Source organism: Sphingobacterium pedocola, assembly GCF_015209965.1.
Lineage (GTDB): Bacteria > Bacteroidota > Bacteroidia > Sphingobacteriales > Sphingobacteriaceae > Sphingobacterium > Sphingobacterium pedocola.
The window spans coordinates 333,186-349,724 of record NZ_MU158691.1; the positions used below are offsets into that span (position 1 = coordinate 333,186).

The 16,539-nt window shown below is 46.3% G+C and carries 9 protein-coding genes; all 9 read left to right on the forward strand.

Annotation, left to right across the window (positions count from 1 at the left end; translation table 11 throughout):
* The first annotated feature begins 55 nt into the window (after positions 1-55).
* The 9 genes from C4F40_RS17365 (at position 56) to C4F40_RS17405 (ending at position 16,539) form a co-directional block, all read left to right on the forward strand.
* Positions 56-625: a TetR/AcrR family transcriptional regulator gene (locus C4F40_RS17365; protein ID WP_196940685.1), complete on the forward strand. Its 570-nt coding sequence runs from the start codon at positions 56-58 to the stop codon at positions 623-625.
* 45 nt (positions 626-670) lie between these two features.
* Positions 671-2,032: a TolC family protein gene (locus C4F40_RS17370; RefSeq protein WP_196940686.1), complete on the forward strand. Its 1,362-nt coding sequence runs from the start codon at positions 671-673 to the stop codon at positions 2,030-2,032.
* A 7-nt stretch (positions 2,033-2,039) separates the two neighbouring features.
* Entirely contained in the window at positions 2,040-3,086 is a 1,047-nt protein-coding gene (locus C4F40_RS17375; protein ID WP_196940687.1) for an efflux RND transporter periplasmic adaptor subunit, read from the forward strand.
* 11 nt (positions 3,087-3,097) lie between these two features.
* Positions 3,098-6,157 (forward strand): efflux RND transporter permease subunit, encoded by a 3,060-nt coding sequence (locus C4F40_RS17380; RefSeq protein ID WP_196940688.1) that lies wholly within the window; start codon positions 3,098-3,100, stop codon positions 6,155-6,157.
* Between the two features lie 114 nt (positions 6,158-6,271).
* Positions 6,272-6,643, forward strand: a complete 372-nt coding sequence (locus C4F40_RS17385) for a lipoyl protein ligase domain-containing protein (RefSeq protein ID WP_196940689.1) — start codon at positions 6,272-6,274, stop codon at positions 6,641-6,643.
* A 179-nt stretch (positions 6,644-6,822) separates the two neighbouring features.
* Entirely contained in the window at positions 6,823-7,179 is a 357-nt protein-coding gene (locus C4F40_RS17390; protein WP_196940690.1) for a helix-turn-helix transcriptional regulator, read from the forward strand.
* Positions 7,180-7,358: 179 nt separating this feature from the next.
* Positions 7,359-8,549 (forward strand): collagen-like domain-containing protein, encoded by a 1,191-nt coding sequence (locus C4F40_RS17395; RefSeq protein ID WP_196940691.1) that lies wholly within the window; start codon positions 7,359-7,361, stop codon positions 8,547-8,549.
* A gap of 23 nt (positions 8,550-8,572) precedes the next feature.
* Positions 8,573-10,288: a hypothetical protein gene (locus C4F40_RS17400; protein ID WP_196940692.1), complete on the forward strand. Its 1,716-nt coding sequence runs from the start codon at positions 8,573-8,575 to the stop codon at positions 10,286-10,288.
* Positions 10,276-16,539: a hypothetical protein gene (locus tag C4F40_RS17405; protein WP_196940693.1), complete on the forward strand. Its 6,264-nt coding sequence runs from the start codon at positions 10,276-10,278 to the stop codon at positions 16,537-16,539. Before C4F40_RS17400 ends, C4F40_RS17405 begins: the two co-directional genes overlap by 13 nt.

Consider the following 16,539-nt stretch of genomic DNA (forward strand, 5'->3'; position numbering starts at 1 on the left):
TTTATTTTAGTACGGTATGGGTATAGCGGAGAGAAAACAAGAAGAAAAACAAGACATGCAGAAGCGCATTCTGGATGCGGCACGTAAGATATTTCTAGATAAGGGGTATGAAAAGACCAGTATGCGAAATATTGCAAGCGAAATCAATTATAGCCCTGGAATGATCTATTTTCATTTCAAGGACAAGAGCGAAATATTTCACGAGCTTCATAAGGAGGGATTTAGGTTATTACTTGCCCAGTTGAAGATATTGGATAAAGTAGCTGACCCCTTCGAGCGACTGAAGGCAGTTGGAAGGGTGTTCATTCAGTTTGCACAGGATAATAAAGATTATTATAATCTTATGTTTATGGTAGAAGAACCTGCAAAGGAATCTACGGAAGGAGGCTTCAAAATTGCGCAGGAAGCGATCAATCATCTCTTGGAGCTGGTCAAAGAATGTCAGGCAGAAGGTAGATTTGTCGGAATGGATCAGGAATATTTTTCCTTTATGCTCCTTTCGTCGCTTCACGGAATATGTGCATTGTTCTGTAAAGACCGTACGGCAAGTTTTCAAAATAAGTCAAATGAAGACCTAATGAAATATGGATATGAGTGTTTTGTTTCTTTACTGGAAAAAGGATAATCCTTTTTTTTGCTCAAAAATTGAACACTGTTTAAAATTATTACAATGATTAATATTTTTCAAAAAAATCTATTTTGGTGTTGCATAGTCTACACTATTTTCACCCCAATTGTAGCCACCGCGCAAACCAAATTGGACAGCTATATCAGGCAGGGGATTGCGTCAAACCAAAGTATAAATCAACAGAATTTTATTCTGGAAAAGAATGTATACGCACTGGGAGAAGCAAAAAGTATGTTTTTGCCCAATGTCGCTTTTTCTACGACATACACGAAAGCGGATGGTGGCCGTACAATAGACATTCCGGTGGGTGATCTGATGAATAACGTGTACGCCACGCTTAATCAACTTACGGGAAGCAACTCCTTTCCACAGCTACAGAACCAGCGGGAATTATTGAATCCAGACAATTTCTACGATGCAAAATTTCGCATAACCCAGCCCATTCTGAATGCGGAACTTCGCTATAATAAAAAGATCAAGTCGAAACAGATCGATCTTCAGAAAACAGAGGTACTTCTCTACAAGCGGGAACTGGTGAAGGAAATCAAAACAGCCTACTATAATTATCTGAAGGCAACAAATGCCGTGCAAATATATCAGTCTTACTTAAAACTGGTAACCGAGGGAGAGCGGGTTAACAGAAGTCTTTTCGATAATGGAAAGATAAACCGAACCGCTGTGGTCAGAAGCCAAAATGAAGTTTCAAAAATAGAGGCTGCTATCGTCGAGGCAATAAAAACGCAGGAATCTGCACAATACTACTTTAATTTTCTGCTGAACCGCCCTTTATCAGATGATATTTCCGTTGATGAAATTTCGGATCTCCCCGCAGACGATTTATTACGGGCTGATAATATCAGTAACCGTGAAGAACTCTCAAAACTAATGATAGCAAAGAATATCAATGAAGATCTAACGGGGCTGGCAAGGTCATACCTCATTCCGAAGATCGGGGCCAATCTAGACTTGGGGTCGCAGGCTTTTGACTTGAAATTCAATAGGGATTCCCGGTATTACTTGTTTGGCATTTCGTTAGAATGGAACCTGTTTGCCTCGGGAAAGAACAACTATCGAATCAAACAGACTATTGCCGAGCAGCATGCTATTGCATCTCAGACCGATTATGTGGAGCAACAGCTCTTTACAGAGCTCAAAGTCCGGCAGGCCAATATGCAACGGGCAATTGCCCAGTACCATGCTGCCCAGAGCCAGTTAAATACCAGCCAGATTTATTACCACGATATGTCCAAACTGTATAAGGAAGGGATGGCTATCTATATCGAGCTGCTGGATGCCCAAAACCAATGGATCGATTCGCAGCTCCAGGCAAACATTGCGCTTTTCGATACCTGGATATCATTTTCTGCCATCGAACGCGCAAACGCTAGTTTTAACATACAATAATAAACACATGAAAAAAAATCAATTTGCGATCGTTGCTTCTGCATTATTTCTGTTCTCGTGCAATGAGCACCCTAAAAATATAAATCCACTTGGTGAGCCCGATGTTATAGCCGTAAAGGTTGCCCCTGTCTCCTCATTAAACGTGCCGAGCACGATACAAGCTACGGGGCTGGTCAGTACTGAAGACCAGGCAAACTATTCCTTTAAGATTGGTGGCATCATCAGCCGTATACTGATACATGAAGGAGAATTTTTCCGCAAAGGCCAATTGCTGGCTACACTTAATGCCACCGAGATAGCAGCTGGCCTGGCACAATCCGGTCTAGGGGTCGAAAAAGCCCAACGCGACTATGATCGGGCGATCAATCTTTATAGGGACAGTGTCTTTACCTTGGAGCAGCTGCAAAACACAAGGACCGCCCTTGAAGTTGCCAAGCAGGCCAAAGAGGCTGTTGCATTTGATGAGCGCCACGCAAAAATATATGCCGCATCTGACGGTTTTGTAACCAAGAAAATTGCCAGCGAAGGAGAAGTAGTGGGAGGGGGGATGCCGGTACTGCTAACCAACTCCGTGCAGCATAATGCCAGCTATCTTCTTAAAGTCGGTGTAACGGACGTGGAATGGGCCGCAATTAAGGTCGGTCAACCTGCACAGGTTAGATTGGATGGTTATCCAGATCAGCTTTTTGAAGCAGCGGTATTCCGAAAGCTGCAGTCGGCAGATAGCGAGATCGGTTCTTTCCAGGTAGAGGTGAAGCTACAGCTTCAAAAAGTTGTTCCTCCTGTGGGCATGTTCGGGCGAGCAGAAATAGCCATCAGTGAGGAGGAAAATGCCGTTGTCATTCCGTTCAGTTCATTAGTGGAGGCAGATGGCAACAAGGGCTTCGTGTTTACGGCAGTCGGTGCAAACCGCGTAAAGAAAATTCCCGTAAACATTATGAAGTTTGAAAATGACGGGGTATACCTGCGTGGCAACCTTGAGGGAATAAATCAGATTGTTATTTCCAACAGTGCTTACCTGAACGAGCAGTCCACTATTAAAATAATCAAGTAAACTGTACAAAAATGAAAATTACAAATTTTGCTGTAAAAAATTACCAGTTTACCCTTATCATATTCGTTTTGATATCGGTCGTGGGGTTGCTTACGCTATTCAACATGCCACGGTCGGAAGATCCCACCACTAATCCGCCACAATACCTGGTAACAGTTATTTACCCGGGCACGAGTCCAAAGGATATGGAAGAACAGGTCGTAAAACCTATCGAAAACAAAATATACGGACTCGAAAATATCGATAAAATTCTCACCACAATCGAGGATGGGGTAGCTGCGATCCAGATTAAATTTAAGTATGGCGTAGATGTGGACAATAAATACCAGGAGATATCGACCGAAATAAATGCACTTAAAAACGGCGCGCTCCCGAAGGATATCTATTTGATTAAAACGGAAAAAATTTCTTCTGCTGATGTGAAAATCATTCAAACGGCATTGATATCCAACACCGCTTCGTCCAAGGTACTGAGAGATCAGGCAGATATCCTTAAAACGAAACTGGAAAAGATAACCAATCTTCGGGAAGTTAACTATTCGGGTATGCCGGAGCAGGAAATTCGGATCGACATGCAATTGGATAAATTGGCCCAATTGAAAATACCCTTAAATCTGGTTATTGGCAGCTTACAAAGCGAAGCGGCAGATATTCCGGGCGGGAGCATCAACCTGGACGATAAAGTTTTCAATGTAAAAACCAGTGGTAAATTCAAAAATGTGGACGATGTAGCCAATACGGTTATTTATAATGCTAATGGAAAAATAGTCTACCTGAAAGATGTTGCCCACGTTAGTTATAAGGATGGTGTCGTTAGCCATATCACGCGTATCAACGGACATCGTTGTATACTCGTAAACGCTGCCATGAAAGATGATGTGGACATCAGTAAAGTAAAAAAAGAATACACCCCTGTGCTGGAGGAATTTAGCAACAGTTTGCCTGAGAACATAAAAATGGTCAAGAACTTTGATCAGGCAGATATGGTTGCGAAAAGATTGGGACACCTGGGTTTTGATTTTGGTCTGGCCATCCTTTTAGTTGTCATCACCCTACTTCCATTGGGCTTTAGAGCGTCCGTGATTGTAATGATCTCTATCCCGCTTTCGCTTGCGCTAGGTCTTATCGCGATGAACATGATGGGCTTTTCGCTTAATCAATTGAGCATCGTAGGCTTGGTCGTGGCCTTGGGCTTGTTGGTTGACGACAGTATTGTGGTGGTCGAAAATATAGAACGTTGGCTTAGGGAAGGACATTCCATCAAGGATGCTGTTCTAAAAGGTACCAAACAGATTGGTATGGCCGTGGTAGGTTGTACCGCCACGTTGATCATAGCATTTTTGCCGCTCGCCTTTCTGCCTGATATGGCCGGAGAATTTATTCGCAGTCTGCCGGTCGCGATAATCACCAGCGTCTTGGCATCGATGATCGTTGCCCTAACCTTGGTGCCATTTGTGGGAAGCAAGATCTTGAAAACGCATACCCACGGAGAGGGCAATTTCTTTTTGAAGAATTTACAAAAATTCCTGACCTTTTCCTATCGTAGAATAATGCCGCTTGCCCTAAAGTGGCCAAAGGTAACGATCGGCATATCAATCGCATTAAGCGTCCTGGCATTTTTATTATTCCCTCTTGCGGGTTTCAAACTCTTTCCAACCTCCGAGAAACCGATGTTTTTAGTGAATATAAAGATGCCCTTGCAGGCTGATATTCCAGAAAGTGACCGGGTGACCAAATTGGTGGAGAATGAATTGAAAAAACACGAAGAGATTGTTTATTATACATCAAATGTAGGAAAAGGCAATCCCCAGATTTATTACAACGTTCATCAGCAGGATATCAAACCCGATTTTGCCCAGGTTTTTGTACAGATGGATGACGACGCGAGTCCGATTGCAAAAACCGAACTGATCAAAAAACTTCGGACCAAGTTTCAGGATTTTCCCTATGCCCGAATTGAGGTGAAGGACTTTGAGCAGGGGACACCAATTGAAGCTAATATTGTGGTAAGGGTATTTGGCGATAACCAAGATACCTTGCGGTCGCTTTCGTTTAAAGTAGAAGAGCTACTGCGAAAGCATCCGGGTACATTTTTTACAAACAATGAACTTAATACCTATAAATCAGATATAAAAATTACAATTAATAAGGAAAAAGCCCGCACTTTGGGTGTATTGACCAGCGATATAGATAAGGTGATCAGGTTGGCTGTTGCCGGGTTAAACGTTGGCGATTATATTGATGATCGTGGAGATGCCAGAAACGTCGTGATAACAGTGCCGAGAGAAAAATTCTCCAATCTCGATGCTTTAAAGAATCTATATGTGAATAACATGCATGGCGCGCCGATACAGGTTGATCAGGTCGCCAGTATCGGATTTGAGACGTCTCCCACAGCGATCAACCATTTCAATAAGTCACGCTTTGCAAAAGTAACATCATTGTCAAAGGATAATTTCTATGCCAATGATATATTGAAAGATATTGTTCCGGAACTCGACAAAATGGAATTTCCGAAAGGGTATTATTATAAATTATCTGGGGAAGCGGAATCGGAAGGAGACGCGCTTGGCGGCAATTTCCTTTCCGTCATTATTTTAAGTGCATTCCTTTTTGTAGCCGTTTTACTGTTACAATTCAAAACTTTTAAAGGGATAATTATTGTTTTATCCATCATACCATTGGGTGTGCTGGGAGGTGTAATATTTTTGCTCCTAACCGGAAATCCGATGTCCTTAGTCTCGATTATTGGTTTCATAGGTTTATCTGGGATTCAGGTTAAGAATTCGTTACTGCTCGTTGATTTTACCAATCAACTAAGAGCAAAAGGACACAGTATAGATGAAGCTATTCATACCGCGGGCGAAACACGATTTTTGCCTGTTGTGCTTACATCGATAACCGCTATATGTGGGCTGATCCCGATTGCCTTGAATCCGAATCCGCAAATAGCACCATTGGCAATTGTACTTATCGGGGGCCTTATAAGCTCAACTATCCTGTCAAGGATCGTCACACCGGTTATGTATAAATTAATGCCTCCTCAAATTGAAATGGAGGAAACTGAATAACTTACTTCTGTAATCTATTATCAGCAGTGCCCTTATCAGAACGAACGATAAGGGTACTGCAAACAGAACAAGGGAACATATCTTCTGATACGATAGTATTTAAATAATGCACTTATGAAGCAAGTTAAATTAACTTATCTCAATAAAGGAAACATATCTTATGAGGATGCCTTAGCATTTCAACAAGAGGTTCGAAAAATTATTATTGAACTTAAACAACTTAAAATAGATACCTCTGCAAATAATTTGCTGATTCTCTGTGAACATCAGCCTATTTTAACGTTTGGCAGTTCAGCGAAAGAAAGTGAGCTATTTATTCCAAGAAGTAAACTTTCTGATGTTGGTTTAGATCATTTAGATATAAGACGCGGAGGAGCGATAACATTTCATGGAGAAGGTCAACTAGTGGGATACCCGATACTAGATCTTGAAAATTTCAAAACAGATGTACGATGGTATATAAAGAGGATAGCACCTTTACCGTAGAATTATTCTTGCACGGACAAGACACGTAGCTAAATTTTAGTAAATTAGGGTTTTATAAACCCAACTATCTATGGAGGATTTCCGTAATGTAGTGTAATTAACTTGGTCGTTTTTGGATTGCGCTAACCAATATTAGGGAGCTTCTGTGCTTGTACTTGGATGGTCCTAAAGCAAAGACCATGATTAAATCTCTCTTAATTTTAATTGAGCGGGTCGAGCAGTGCCTTACTGTTTTGACCAAAATGTATAACCTCATAGCCCACTATACCAAATATGATCCCGATTTCCAGCCTGTCAGTTCCGAAGATGTACCACTTGCCGAAGAGATTTCGGTATTGGACGTAGACGATGGAGAACCGCTTTTAACCATAGATGATGCCTGTGCTAGATTAGGCATTACGCGAGGCACACTTCGGGCACTACGCCAACAGGAACTGTTGCCCGAAGTAAAAAAGGGTGAAAAAGGGGTTCGCTTCCGCGAAGCAGATGTCGAAAAACTACGTAAATGGTATAGTATTCCGAAAGGAAAGGTGTAGGGCAAGAAGGCCTTTCCCGTATATGATGTAAAAGCCTTCTCTTTTTGAAAGTAGGTATTCAATCATTGAAACACCCTGTTTACTCATTTTCGAAAAACACCTTTTTTTTACGGTATATATTTAAATCATAATTAGGGTTTAACTTTTTGATTACTAATCTGAACAAATATATATCGACTATGAAAATATTATTACGTTTTTCGGGGATTCTCGTGCTTCTCTTCGTTTTTGTGGGGATTACCAACTGTACTAAGGAAGGTGTTGTGGGCCCGCAAGGGATCGAAGGATTGGATGGTTCAACCATTTATAGCGGAACCACGGCTCCGGCTTCGGATCTGGGTACACCGGGTGATTATTATTACCGCGTGACCACAAGTGATTTTTATGGGCCAAAACTAACGGAAGGATGGGGGAACCCCACCAACTTACGGGGTGCCGTCGGTGCAGATGGCCAACCGGGAAATCCGGGGCCAACGGGGCCCAGTGGTGCCGATGGTACGAAGATATGGAGCGGAACGGCAGTGCCCGCTGCTTCGGCTGGCGCCCTTGGAGATTTCTATTTCCAGACGGGTACGGCAAATTTTTACGGCCCGAAGACCGGTACCGGCTGGGGTACACCGGTTAATTTAAAAGGTGCTGTAGGCCCCAAAGGCGAGAATGGTTCGACCATCATCAGCGGTGCAGCGGTACCGGCTGCGGGTCTAGGCGCGCTAGGCGATTATTACTTCCGCGCGTTGACAGGCGATTTCTACGGGCCTAAAACAAATGCGGGATGGGGTAACCCGACTAGCTTGAAAGGCGCAACGGGTGCTACAGGTGCAGCGGGGGCAACCGTACTAAGCGGTACGGCGGCGCCCGCACTTGCCCTGGGACGTACGGGGGATTTTTACGTGAATACCAGCAACGCAAATTTTTACGGCCCGAAGACCGCCACGAGCTGGGGCACACCGCTCAATCTGCGGGGCCCTGCCGGTCCACAAGGCCCTCCGGGTAAAGACGGTGAGCCGGGGACAGCAAATGTGATTTATAGTGATTGGTACCTGGCGGATGAATATATACAGGCCGGATATGGAATTTCTGCCCCACGGCTTACGGAAGATATTATAAATCGCGGACAGATTTTGGTGTACAGAAGATTTTTAAGTAAGACTACTGAATTTGTCGAACAGATTAGTGGGGAGTCAAGCAATGCCTATATCTATTTTATGGCCCAGACCGGAAATATTTTTATCTATTCAAGCGGTACACTGGTTATTGACGGCCACCATGCCTTTCGGTATGTCTTGATTCCGGGCAGTATTGCGGCAAGCGCTAAAATAAACCTCCGGGATTTTAACCAGGTGAAGGCCGCATTCCATATCCCTGATTAGCGGATCTATCCAACCTCATATTCATGAAAACGATTTATTATCTGTTGTTCATACTCTTGTTCAATCTTGTGCAAACTGGTTTTGCACAGGATTTGACAACACTGCGCGAACAAAAGCCTTTTCAATTTCAGGGGAGCCTGGAACTTAGGGGTATGTTTTACAATGCCTCTGGTATACAAAACCGCATGCAGCCCTTTACGTACCTGTTGAGCGGTAGTCCCACGGCCACATTCTATGGCTGGACTGTGCCGATGAGCTTTGCGGTCAGCCGGGAGAACAAGTCCTTTCAACAGCCTTTCAACCAGTATGGCATGAGCCCGACCTATAAATGGATCACTCTGCATGTCGGACACCGCAGTGTCAATTTTTCGCCCTATACTTTAGCGGGGCACACCATGCTGGGCGGTGGTTTTGAATTGAAACCCGGCAAACTACGCGTCGGCTTTATGTATGGGCGCCTCAATAAGGCGACGGTGATCGATACGACTTCACAGTCATTGGTACCTTATGCCTTTAATCGGAAAGGTTTCGCCGCCAAGCTGGGCTATGGCACCAACGAAAATTATTTCGACCTCAGTTTTCTGCATGCGAAGGATGATTCCAATTCAGTAGCCGACCAGCTGATGCCGCATAGCGATAAGCTATTTGCGGCCGCAAATTCGGTACTGGGATATGGTGGTAAAATAAAGCTGTTCCGGCGTTTTTATTTTGAAAGCGATGGGGCCATCTCGCTCTACACGAGGGATTTGAATTCGCCTATTCAATTTGAGGAGATCGATGATCCGGCGTTGCAAAAATTAAGCGGCCTGATCGATATCAACGGTACCACCGAGTGGTTCCTCGCATTTAGTGCGGGGGTAGGGTATATGGCAAAGAATTACGGCCTGAAGGTGGCTTACCGCCGGATTGAGCCCGAGTTTAAATCCATGGGTGCTTATTTTTTTACCAACGATGTCGAAAACATCACGATCAGTCCCAGCTTCACGCTATGGGCGGGCAAAATCCGGGGTACCGGAAGCCTGGGTATTGAGCAGGATAATGTCAACCTACAGAAGACATCGACCACCAGGCGGGTCATCGGTAATGCCAATGTATCTGCAGATATCAATACCCAGTTTGGTATAGATGCCTATTTTACCAATTTTTCGAATAACCAACGCCCCAATACCCTGCGCTTCGCGGATTCGCTTAAGATCGTGCAGACTACGAATAGCCTGAGTCTGATGCCGCGCTATACCATCCTGCGCGAAGAGGTGACCCACATGATATTGGGTACGGTGGCCCGGTCGGATATGAACGATTACAATTCGTACTACGGTGCCGATGCCCCCAGCAGGGATATCTCGACGATGCAGTACCTGTTGAATTACAACATCGGCTTTCCCAAAAAGATGTTGAACATGTATGCCAGTCTCAACTACAGCGATCTAAAAAGCGTAGACCTGAAAACGAGCTATGCAGGGGGATCGGTAGGGGCTTCGTATGCGTTCTTAGACAAAAAATTATTGACCAGTGCCAACTGTAACATCATGCGCGGTAAGAATCAGGGAAGCCATTCGCTTATTATCAATGGATCCGGAAACCTCTCGTACACCCTGAATAAGATACAGACCCTCCGCGCTTCTTTTTACTGGACAAAAAATAACCCTGGCTCAGCTGTCGTGGGCGGATATCCGGCATTTGCCGAATCGCGTGGCGAGCTGGCCTACCAGATCAATTTTGGATTATGGAAAAAATAAAGATATGCATTGCATTTGTATGCGTGCTTTTTAGTACGGCCTCTGCGCAGATCAACGTGCAGCTGCGCGTAATGCCGCCTTATCAAAGCCGCATCGCCGATTACGCGTCGCGGCCCGAGCTGATGTTGCTCACGGTAAGCAATACGTCTACGGCTGTCCAGCAGATTCAGCTCACAGGTACGATCACAGGCAATAACGGGGTCGCTGTTTGGATCCGTCCGGGTTTTAGAAGTCCGGCACCGGTTACCTTAAATCCGGGGCAGATCCTGAATTTGAATGGAAATGACATTGTACCCCTGTTTGATCACAATCAAATCGAATATACGGGCATCAGCCAGGCAGACTTCACCAGAGGGGTAGGATTGCAGGAAGGTACCTATCAGATCTGTATTCAGGCATTGGATTATACGACCTTGCAACCGTTGAGCCCGGCACAGCCTATCGGCTGCTCGCCATTGATTATATCGAGTGTCGAACCGCCCCGTGTTATCGCGCCACACAACGAGCAGGTTATCACGGAGAATGCGGCACAGGCGTTTCCGATAACTTGGAGCACCTCGCCTGGAGGCCCGGTGATGCCCAATTATCGGGTGAAGCTGGTCGAGATCTTCGGGGATATCAACGCCAATGATGCCATGCGGACGGCCTTTAGTCCGCCTTTTTTTGATCGGGTGGTGCAAACCAATACGCTATTGTATGGACCTGCTGATCCGAAACTAATTCCCGGAAGAAGATATGCCTTAATGGTTCAGGCGGTTGATCCTTTGGGCAAAACAAGTTTTCGAAACCAGGGACAAAGTGAAGTCGTCGAATTTACCTATCAGGAACGGGCTCCGTTGCAACCGGTGGTGCCGCAGACCATCATGGCGCAGATTCCGGCGGGAGCCACCCCCATATGCGCAAGCTGTAATATCACGCAACCGACCGGCAATGCGGCAAACGACCTGATCCTGCAACAGGCAGGCGAGCGTAAGATCAAGGTAAACCAGTTTGAAATGAATGTGTTGACCGTGCAAAATACCGGTGGTAAATTGAGCGGTACGGGAACAATTGCGCTACCTGTAATCGGACAGATTTCTGCTGCCATCAAGCTACGCGTAGAATTCTCGGGGGTCTCCATTAACAGCAGCTATCAACTGCTGGAGGGAATGGTGAAAGGGATCACCCGCTCGGATTTCGGTTTTATTCCCACAATGGATAATCCGGATCTGAATACGGTTCCTCTGGATTCGCGGCAGGTCGATCAACTTGATCAATATTTTAAAAACAATAGGGACCAATTGGTGTCCAGTGTAAATCAGTCGGTCAGTTCGATCGGTATGGAACTGCCGCTCGGAATAGATAAGGGCGCTTTCACGGTAGGGGTAACCCATATTTTCTTCAATTCGACACAGGCTTGGATGGAGGCCGTGGCCGTGATGAATATGCCCGATGCCAATATGAAAGTGGCGTTCTCGGGCCGTGGCATCTGTATCAATCCGCAGGATCTCTGTGGCGAAGCCACGCTGCTGCTAAGTGAAGATGCACCGCTGGGACCGTTGGGCATAACCCTTAACGGTGGCAACGAGGGCACCAAGCTGGTGTTCGACAGCAAGGGCTTTAAGGTGCTGCACATTGCGGCAACCTACCAGTTTCCGCAGGGTGCGCCACTACTGGATGCTACAACCAATGAACCCCTGAAAGTAAAACTAACGGCATCGACCGAAACCAGTTGGGCAGACTGGGTTGCTGTGGTGGATATCGATGCCTTTAAGGTGGGCGCCGTCAGCGATATCCAGTTTGGAAAAACGGGTACGACGACAAAAATAATCTATGACCATTCCGATCTGCACAACGCGGAAAATATGCCGGATCGTATCGAATCCGGTGATCCGAAAGACGCGCCGATCCTGATCGATAACAACTGGACCGGATTTTTTATTCCGGCCATCGCGGTATACCTGCCACAGGCCATACAACAGCTTTCGGGCGACCGCGTACAGATAGAAGCCACGAATATCATTTACCAAGAAGGGATCTGTGGGCAGATCGTGGCCAAGGACATCTTAGGCATTGGCAATGGCAGTCTGGATGGTTGGTTCTTGTCCATCGATGAGGTGGGGCTCAACTTTTGGAAAAATAGTTTCAAAGAGAGTTACCTGGCCGGCAAGCTGGTATTGCCGCCGTCGGGAAGCAATGCAACGAATCAAAATAACCAGATCGACTATACCTGCACCTTGACCAAGCCTGCTGGAGAGTCTATGGCATTCCAGTTCACGGCGACGGCGAGGAGGGATCTGGCGTTTGAGGCCCTGTGGACAAAAGTTAATATCAGTTCGTCTTCCAATATTTTGGTGCGGGTGGATGGTGAGGGTTTTATCGCTACAGCGACATTGCATGGCGATATGAAGTTTCAGACGGATATCGCGAAACTGCCGAAGCTGACCCTGGGCGAACTGACGTTCCAGAATATGAAAATTTCTTCGCGTGCACCGCTATTTGATCCGGGGCAGATTGATTTCCACACGGGTGGGGACGATATGGGTTGGATGCGGGAGCACGCCGACTTTAGCGATATGTTGGCCAGCAGCCAACGAAAAGGGCCTTACCACTACAGCGCGGTGGATGAGGTGTTAGTAGCTGCCGGTGGAAGCAGCAGCGTGCTGGGCTTTGAGCTGGCGGAAACAGCGGTACATCCCTTTTTAGAGGGTAACCAGGTTGGATTTCGCTTCGGTGCAGCCATGCAGTTGGTAAACAACGTCAATTTTATACCCAAAGCCAGTATCGATTTTAAAGTATACGGCGAACTGGATGGCTTGGCAAAGAACGGCCGTAAATTCTGGAAGGCGGTGCGCGGTAAAATTGAAAAAGTGGAATTGGAAGCCAAAGCGAAACTGGGCCCGATGAATGTTGAAGGTGCCGTATATTACCATGATATCGATGTGGGCGGGAATCTTCGGGACTACGGATTAGGCGGTCGGCTGAATGTGGTATTACCGGGTGCAGGAATGAAGATTGGTATGCAAGCGCTCTTTGGAAGCCGGGTAGGGACCAGCAATTTCCAATATTTCTACATCGATGCATTGGTGGATTTAGGAAATTCCGGCATCCCGTTATTCCCCGGTACGGCTTTGTACGGTTTTGCTGGCGGGGTATATTACAACATGAATCAGGATACATCTGCCCGAAGGAATAGCGTAGGCGCATCGATGCCTGCGACCGATGATAAAGAAACGACGGATCCGACCTTGATTCAGATGACCAGCTTCTCAGGAACCAAATATACACCGGATGGATCGCAGGGCGGACGTTTTGGCGTGATAGCCGGTGTCTACTTCGGGTTATCCAGTCGCAATACCTTGGAAGGGCAACTGGCCATGGATATCCGTTTTAATGGCAGCCATGGCTTTGAATACTTTGGATTGGACGGCCGGGCAGCTATTCTAACGGGTACCGATTCCGACTTTTTGCAACGCTATGATAAAGCTATGGCCAGAGCACATATGTATCTGAAAATAAATATGCTCAACGGTCTCTTTCATAAGTTTGAGGCGGGCTTTGGCTATAGTCTGGAATACATTAGAGGCGTAACCCCACTTGCCTTATCAGCACAGGGTACTATGGAATTTTACATCGAAAATACGCTTGCGGCGAATCCGGGATCGGAAAAGGGGACGATCTGGTATTTTCGGATGGGACGTCCCAGACCGCAACAACCAAATAGGATCTCTTTTATGAGTGACTTTATTCAATCCGATGCGTATTTTCAGGTTGGAAATATGATCGATCCGATGCCGCCGCTACCCGATCGTATCAGGGAGATTATGGGCGTAAGTAGCAATGGGGATAATGCCAACGGATTTGATAATGACCGAAGTTATGAATCGGTCAAAAATAGCCGGAATGAGCAGCTGGTGAGTTCGGGTAAAGGGATGATATTCGGTGCGCTCACGGAGCTAAAGGCGGATCCGAAGTTTCTTATTTTCTACGCAAGCCTGTATGCCGGCGTTGGGTTTGATGTGAGTATACTGCAGCGGGATAAGCCCGAATGCGGGCAGCCTGCAGGATCCTGGTACGCCCGGGGGCAGGCTTATATCGGAGCAGAGGCAGCCTGTGGGGTTCGTGTCCGCGTATTTGGATTCAAAAAGGATATTGAATTCGTGCGGGCAGGACTAGGTGCCGCTGCAGAGCTGGGTGGGCCTGCACCGCTCTACGTGCGGGGTATCCTCGGTGGCCGTTTCGCGGTGCTGGATGGATTGATTTCGGGTCGATTCAATATCAAGTTTACGGTGGGTACCGTATGTGATAACTCCACAACGAACCGCGAGCTGAAACTTATAGCAGATATCTATCCGGGTGGGGGCAATGTGAGTACGGCGGCGCAGGCTGCGGTGTCCTTCAACTTTCCGCTGAATAAGGATTTTATTGTGCCGATCACAACAACGGATAAGGATGGAAATATCAAATCGGTCGCCTACGATCTATTCCGCTTCCGTCCGGAATATGTAACCATAAATGTGTCGGAAAATGGAAATACCGTTTTCGATCGGTCCGATTTTGACTTGGCCATGGGGCTCACCGCATTACCTGAAAATAGTCCGTACAGACGATCAAGTCCGCTTTATAAGCTGGCTTTAAAATCTGGTGGCGACCTGTTGAAAAGGAAAACCAATTACAAAATTGATGTAACGGCGAAAGCGAAGTATTTTCCTGACCTAAAGCAGGGCCGTGGTACAATGGAAACATTGAAAGATAATCTGGCAGAGCAGACGTTTAGAGACGTCTTGGTGACAGGTACGCGAATCATTTATATAGACAGGAAAGATTCGACATTCACGACAGACAACGGGCCGAAGAAAATCTCGTTGGAGCACCTTGTCGATATTCTCCCGGTACACAGGCACCGCTCGTTGCCCGCGCAGACCATGTCGAATGTATCTTCTTTCCTAAAGCTTTCGAGGGGATATTCACCGGATAACAATACGTTTGATACAAATATCTCATCGCCACAGGCAACGGTTCGTATCGTGAATATGGCTTCGGGTGCGACGGAGGTGTCTAAATTGGAAGTGCCGCTCCATACAGGCGATCGTACCAATTGGAATTTCGCCATGCCTACTTTGGCTGAGAATAACAATTACGCCATCCGTATGTATCTGAAAGGGCAGCCTACTGCGGCGCCTGCTGCCAACACACAGGGTGGAACCATGCTGTCGGCGGTAAGTAGCCTATCCATGGCGGGCGAAGGCTTGGTTGCTGGTGGTACGGCGAGGATCAACAGCCGCAAACTGATGGAAAATGCCCTGCGTATGGGGCCGGGGGAGCATGAAGTATTCTCCTGGTACTTTAATACAGGCCAATCCAAGACTTTTAAGGATAAGTACAATGCGTTAAAAATAAATAAGTTAACCGTCAACGGTATGGAAGCCAGTCTACAGCAGGATCAACAGGTAAATCTGACCAACTTTAACTGGTTCGATTCGTCGATTCGTTCGGTGACGGCCATGCATGTAACTTACGAGTTTACGGGAGACGAGTACTTCAATAAACTGGACGACGATACCTGGACCATCGGGCAGGTGTTTCCAAACGTAGGAAATACCAATACGGCCGCAAAACTGTCGCGTAATTATCCGGGTATGGCCTACGATCATGCGCAGAATGTAACCGAATTGGATCGGATCTTCCGTGACTTTGTACGGCAGGCCTTCGGAAGCAGTTACGAGTTGAACATCAATATGATGACTATGCCCTGGAACCCAATTACGGGAGGTATTGATTCGTATACAGAGAATATCTTTCCGCATTTGAGCGATATCATGGGGCAGGATCTCTTTGGTGTTAATTACAGTGAGAACAACTACGGGACACCGCCGAAAGCGGAGTCGCATGCCGCGGATCTGAATCCGGCAAGCGACCAGAAAACGGAATCGGGTATGGTATCGTCTATTTTATTGAATACGAAAAAATATTCGACACTCTTTTCGGCACAGGCTGTTGCGAACTCGGTGGTACTGGCCAATATGGGGCAGCCGAAAAAGGTGTTTACCGTCAAGATGACCATCCATCACCAGAGTGGCGTGGGGGTGACTACGGGTATGAACACCCTATTCAAGAATATGGTACAACAGAAGAAAAATCTAGGCTATCCGGCAGATTTGGTCGGCCGGGCAGGTATACTGATGGATCAGGTCAAAACGATGACATCGCCGGCCAACCTCCAGATTCAGATGCCGGTACAGGCACCGAAGGTTAATGTTAAAATGCGTTAG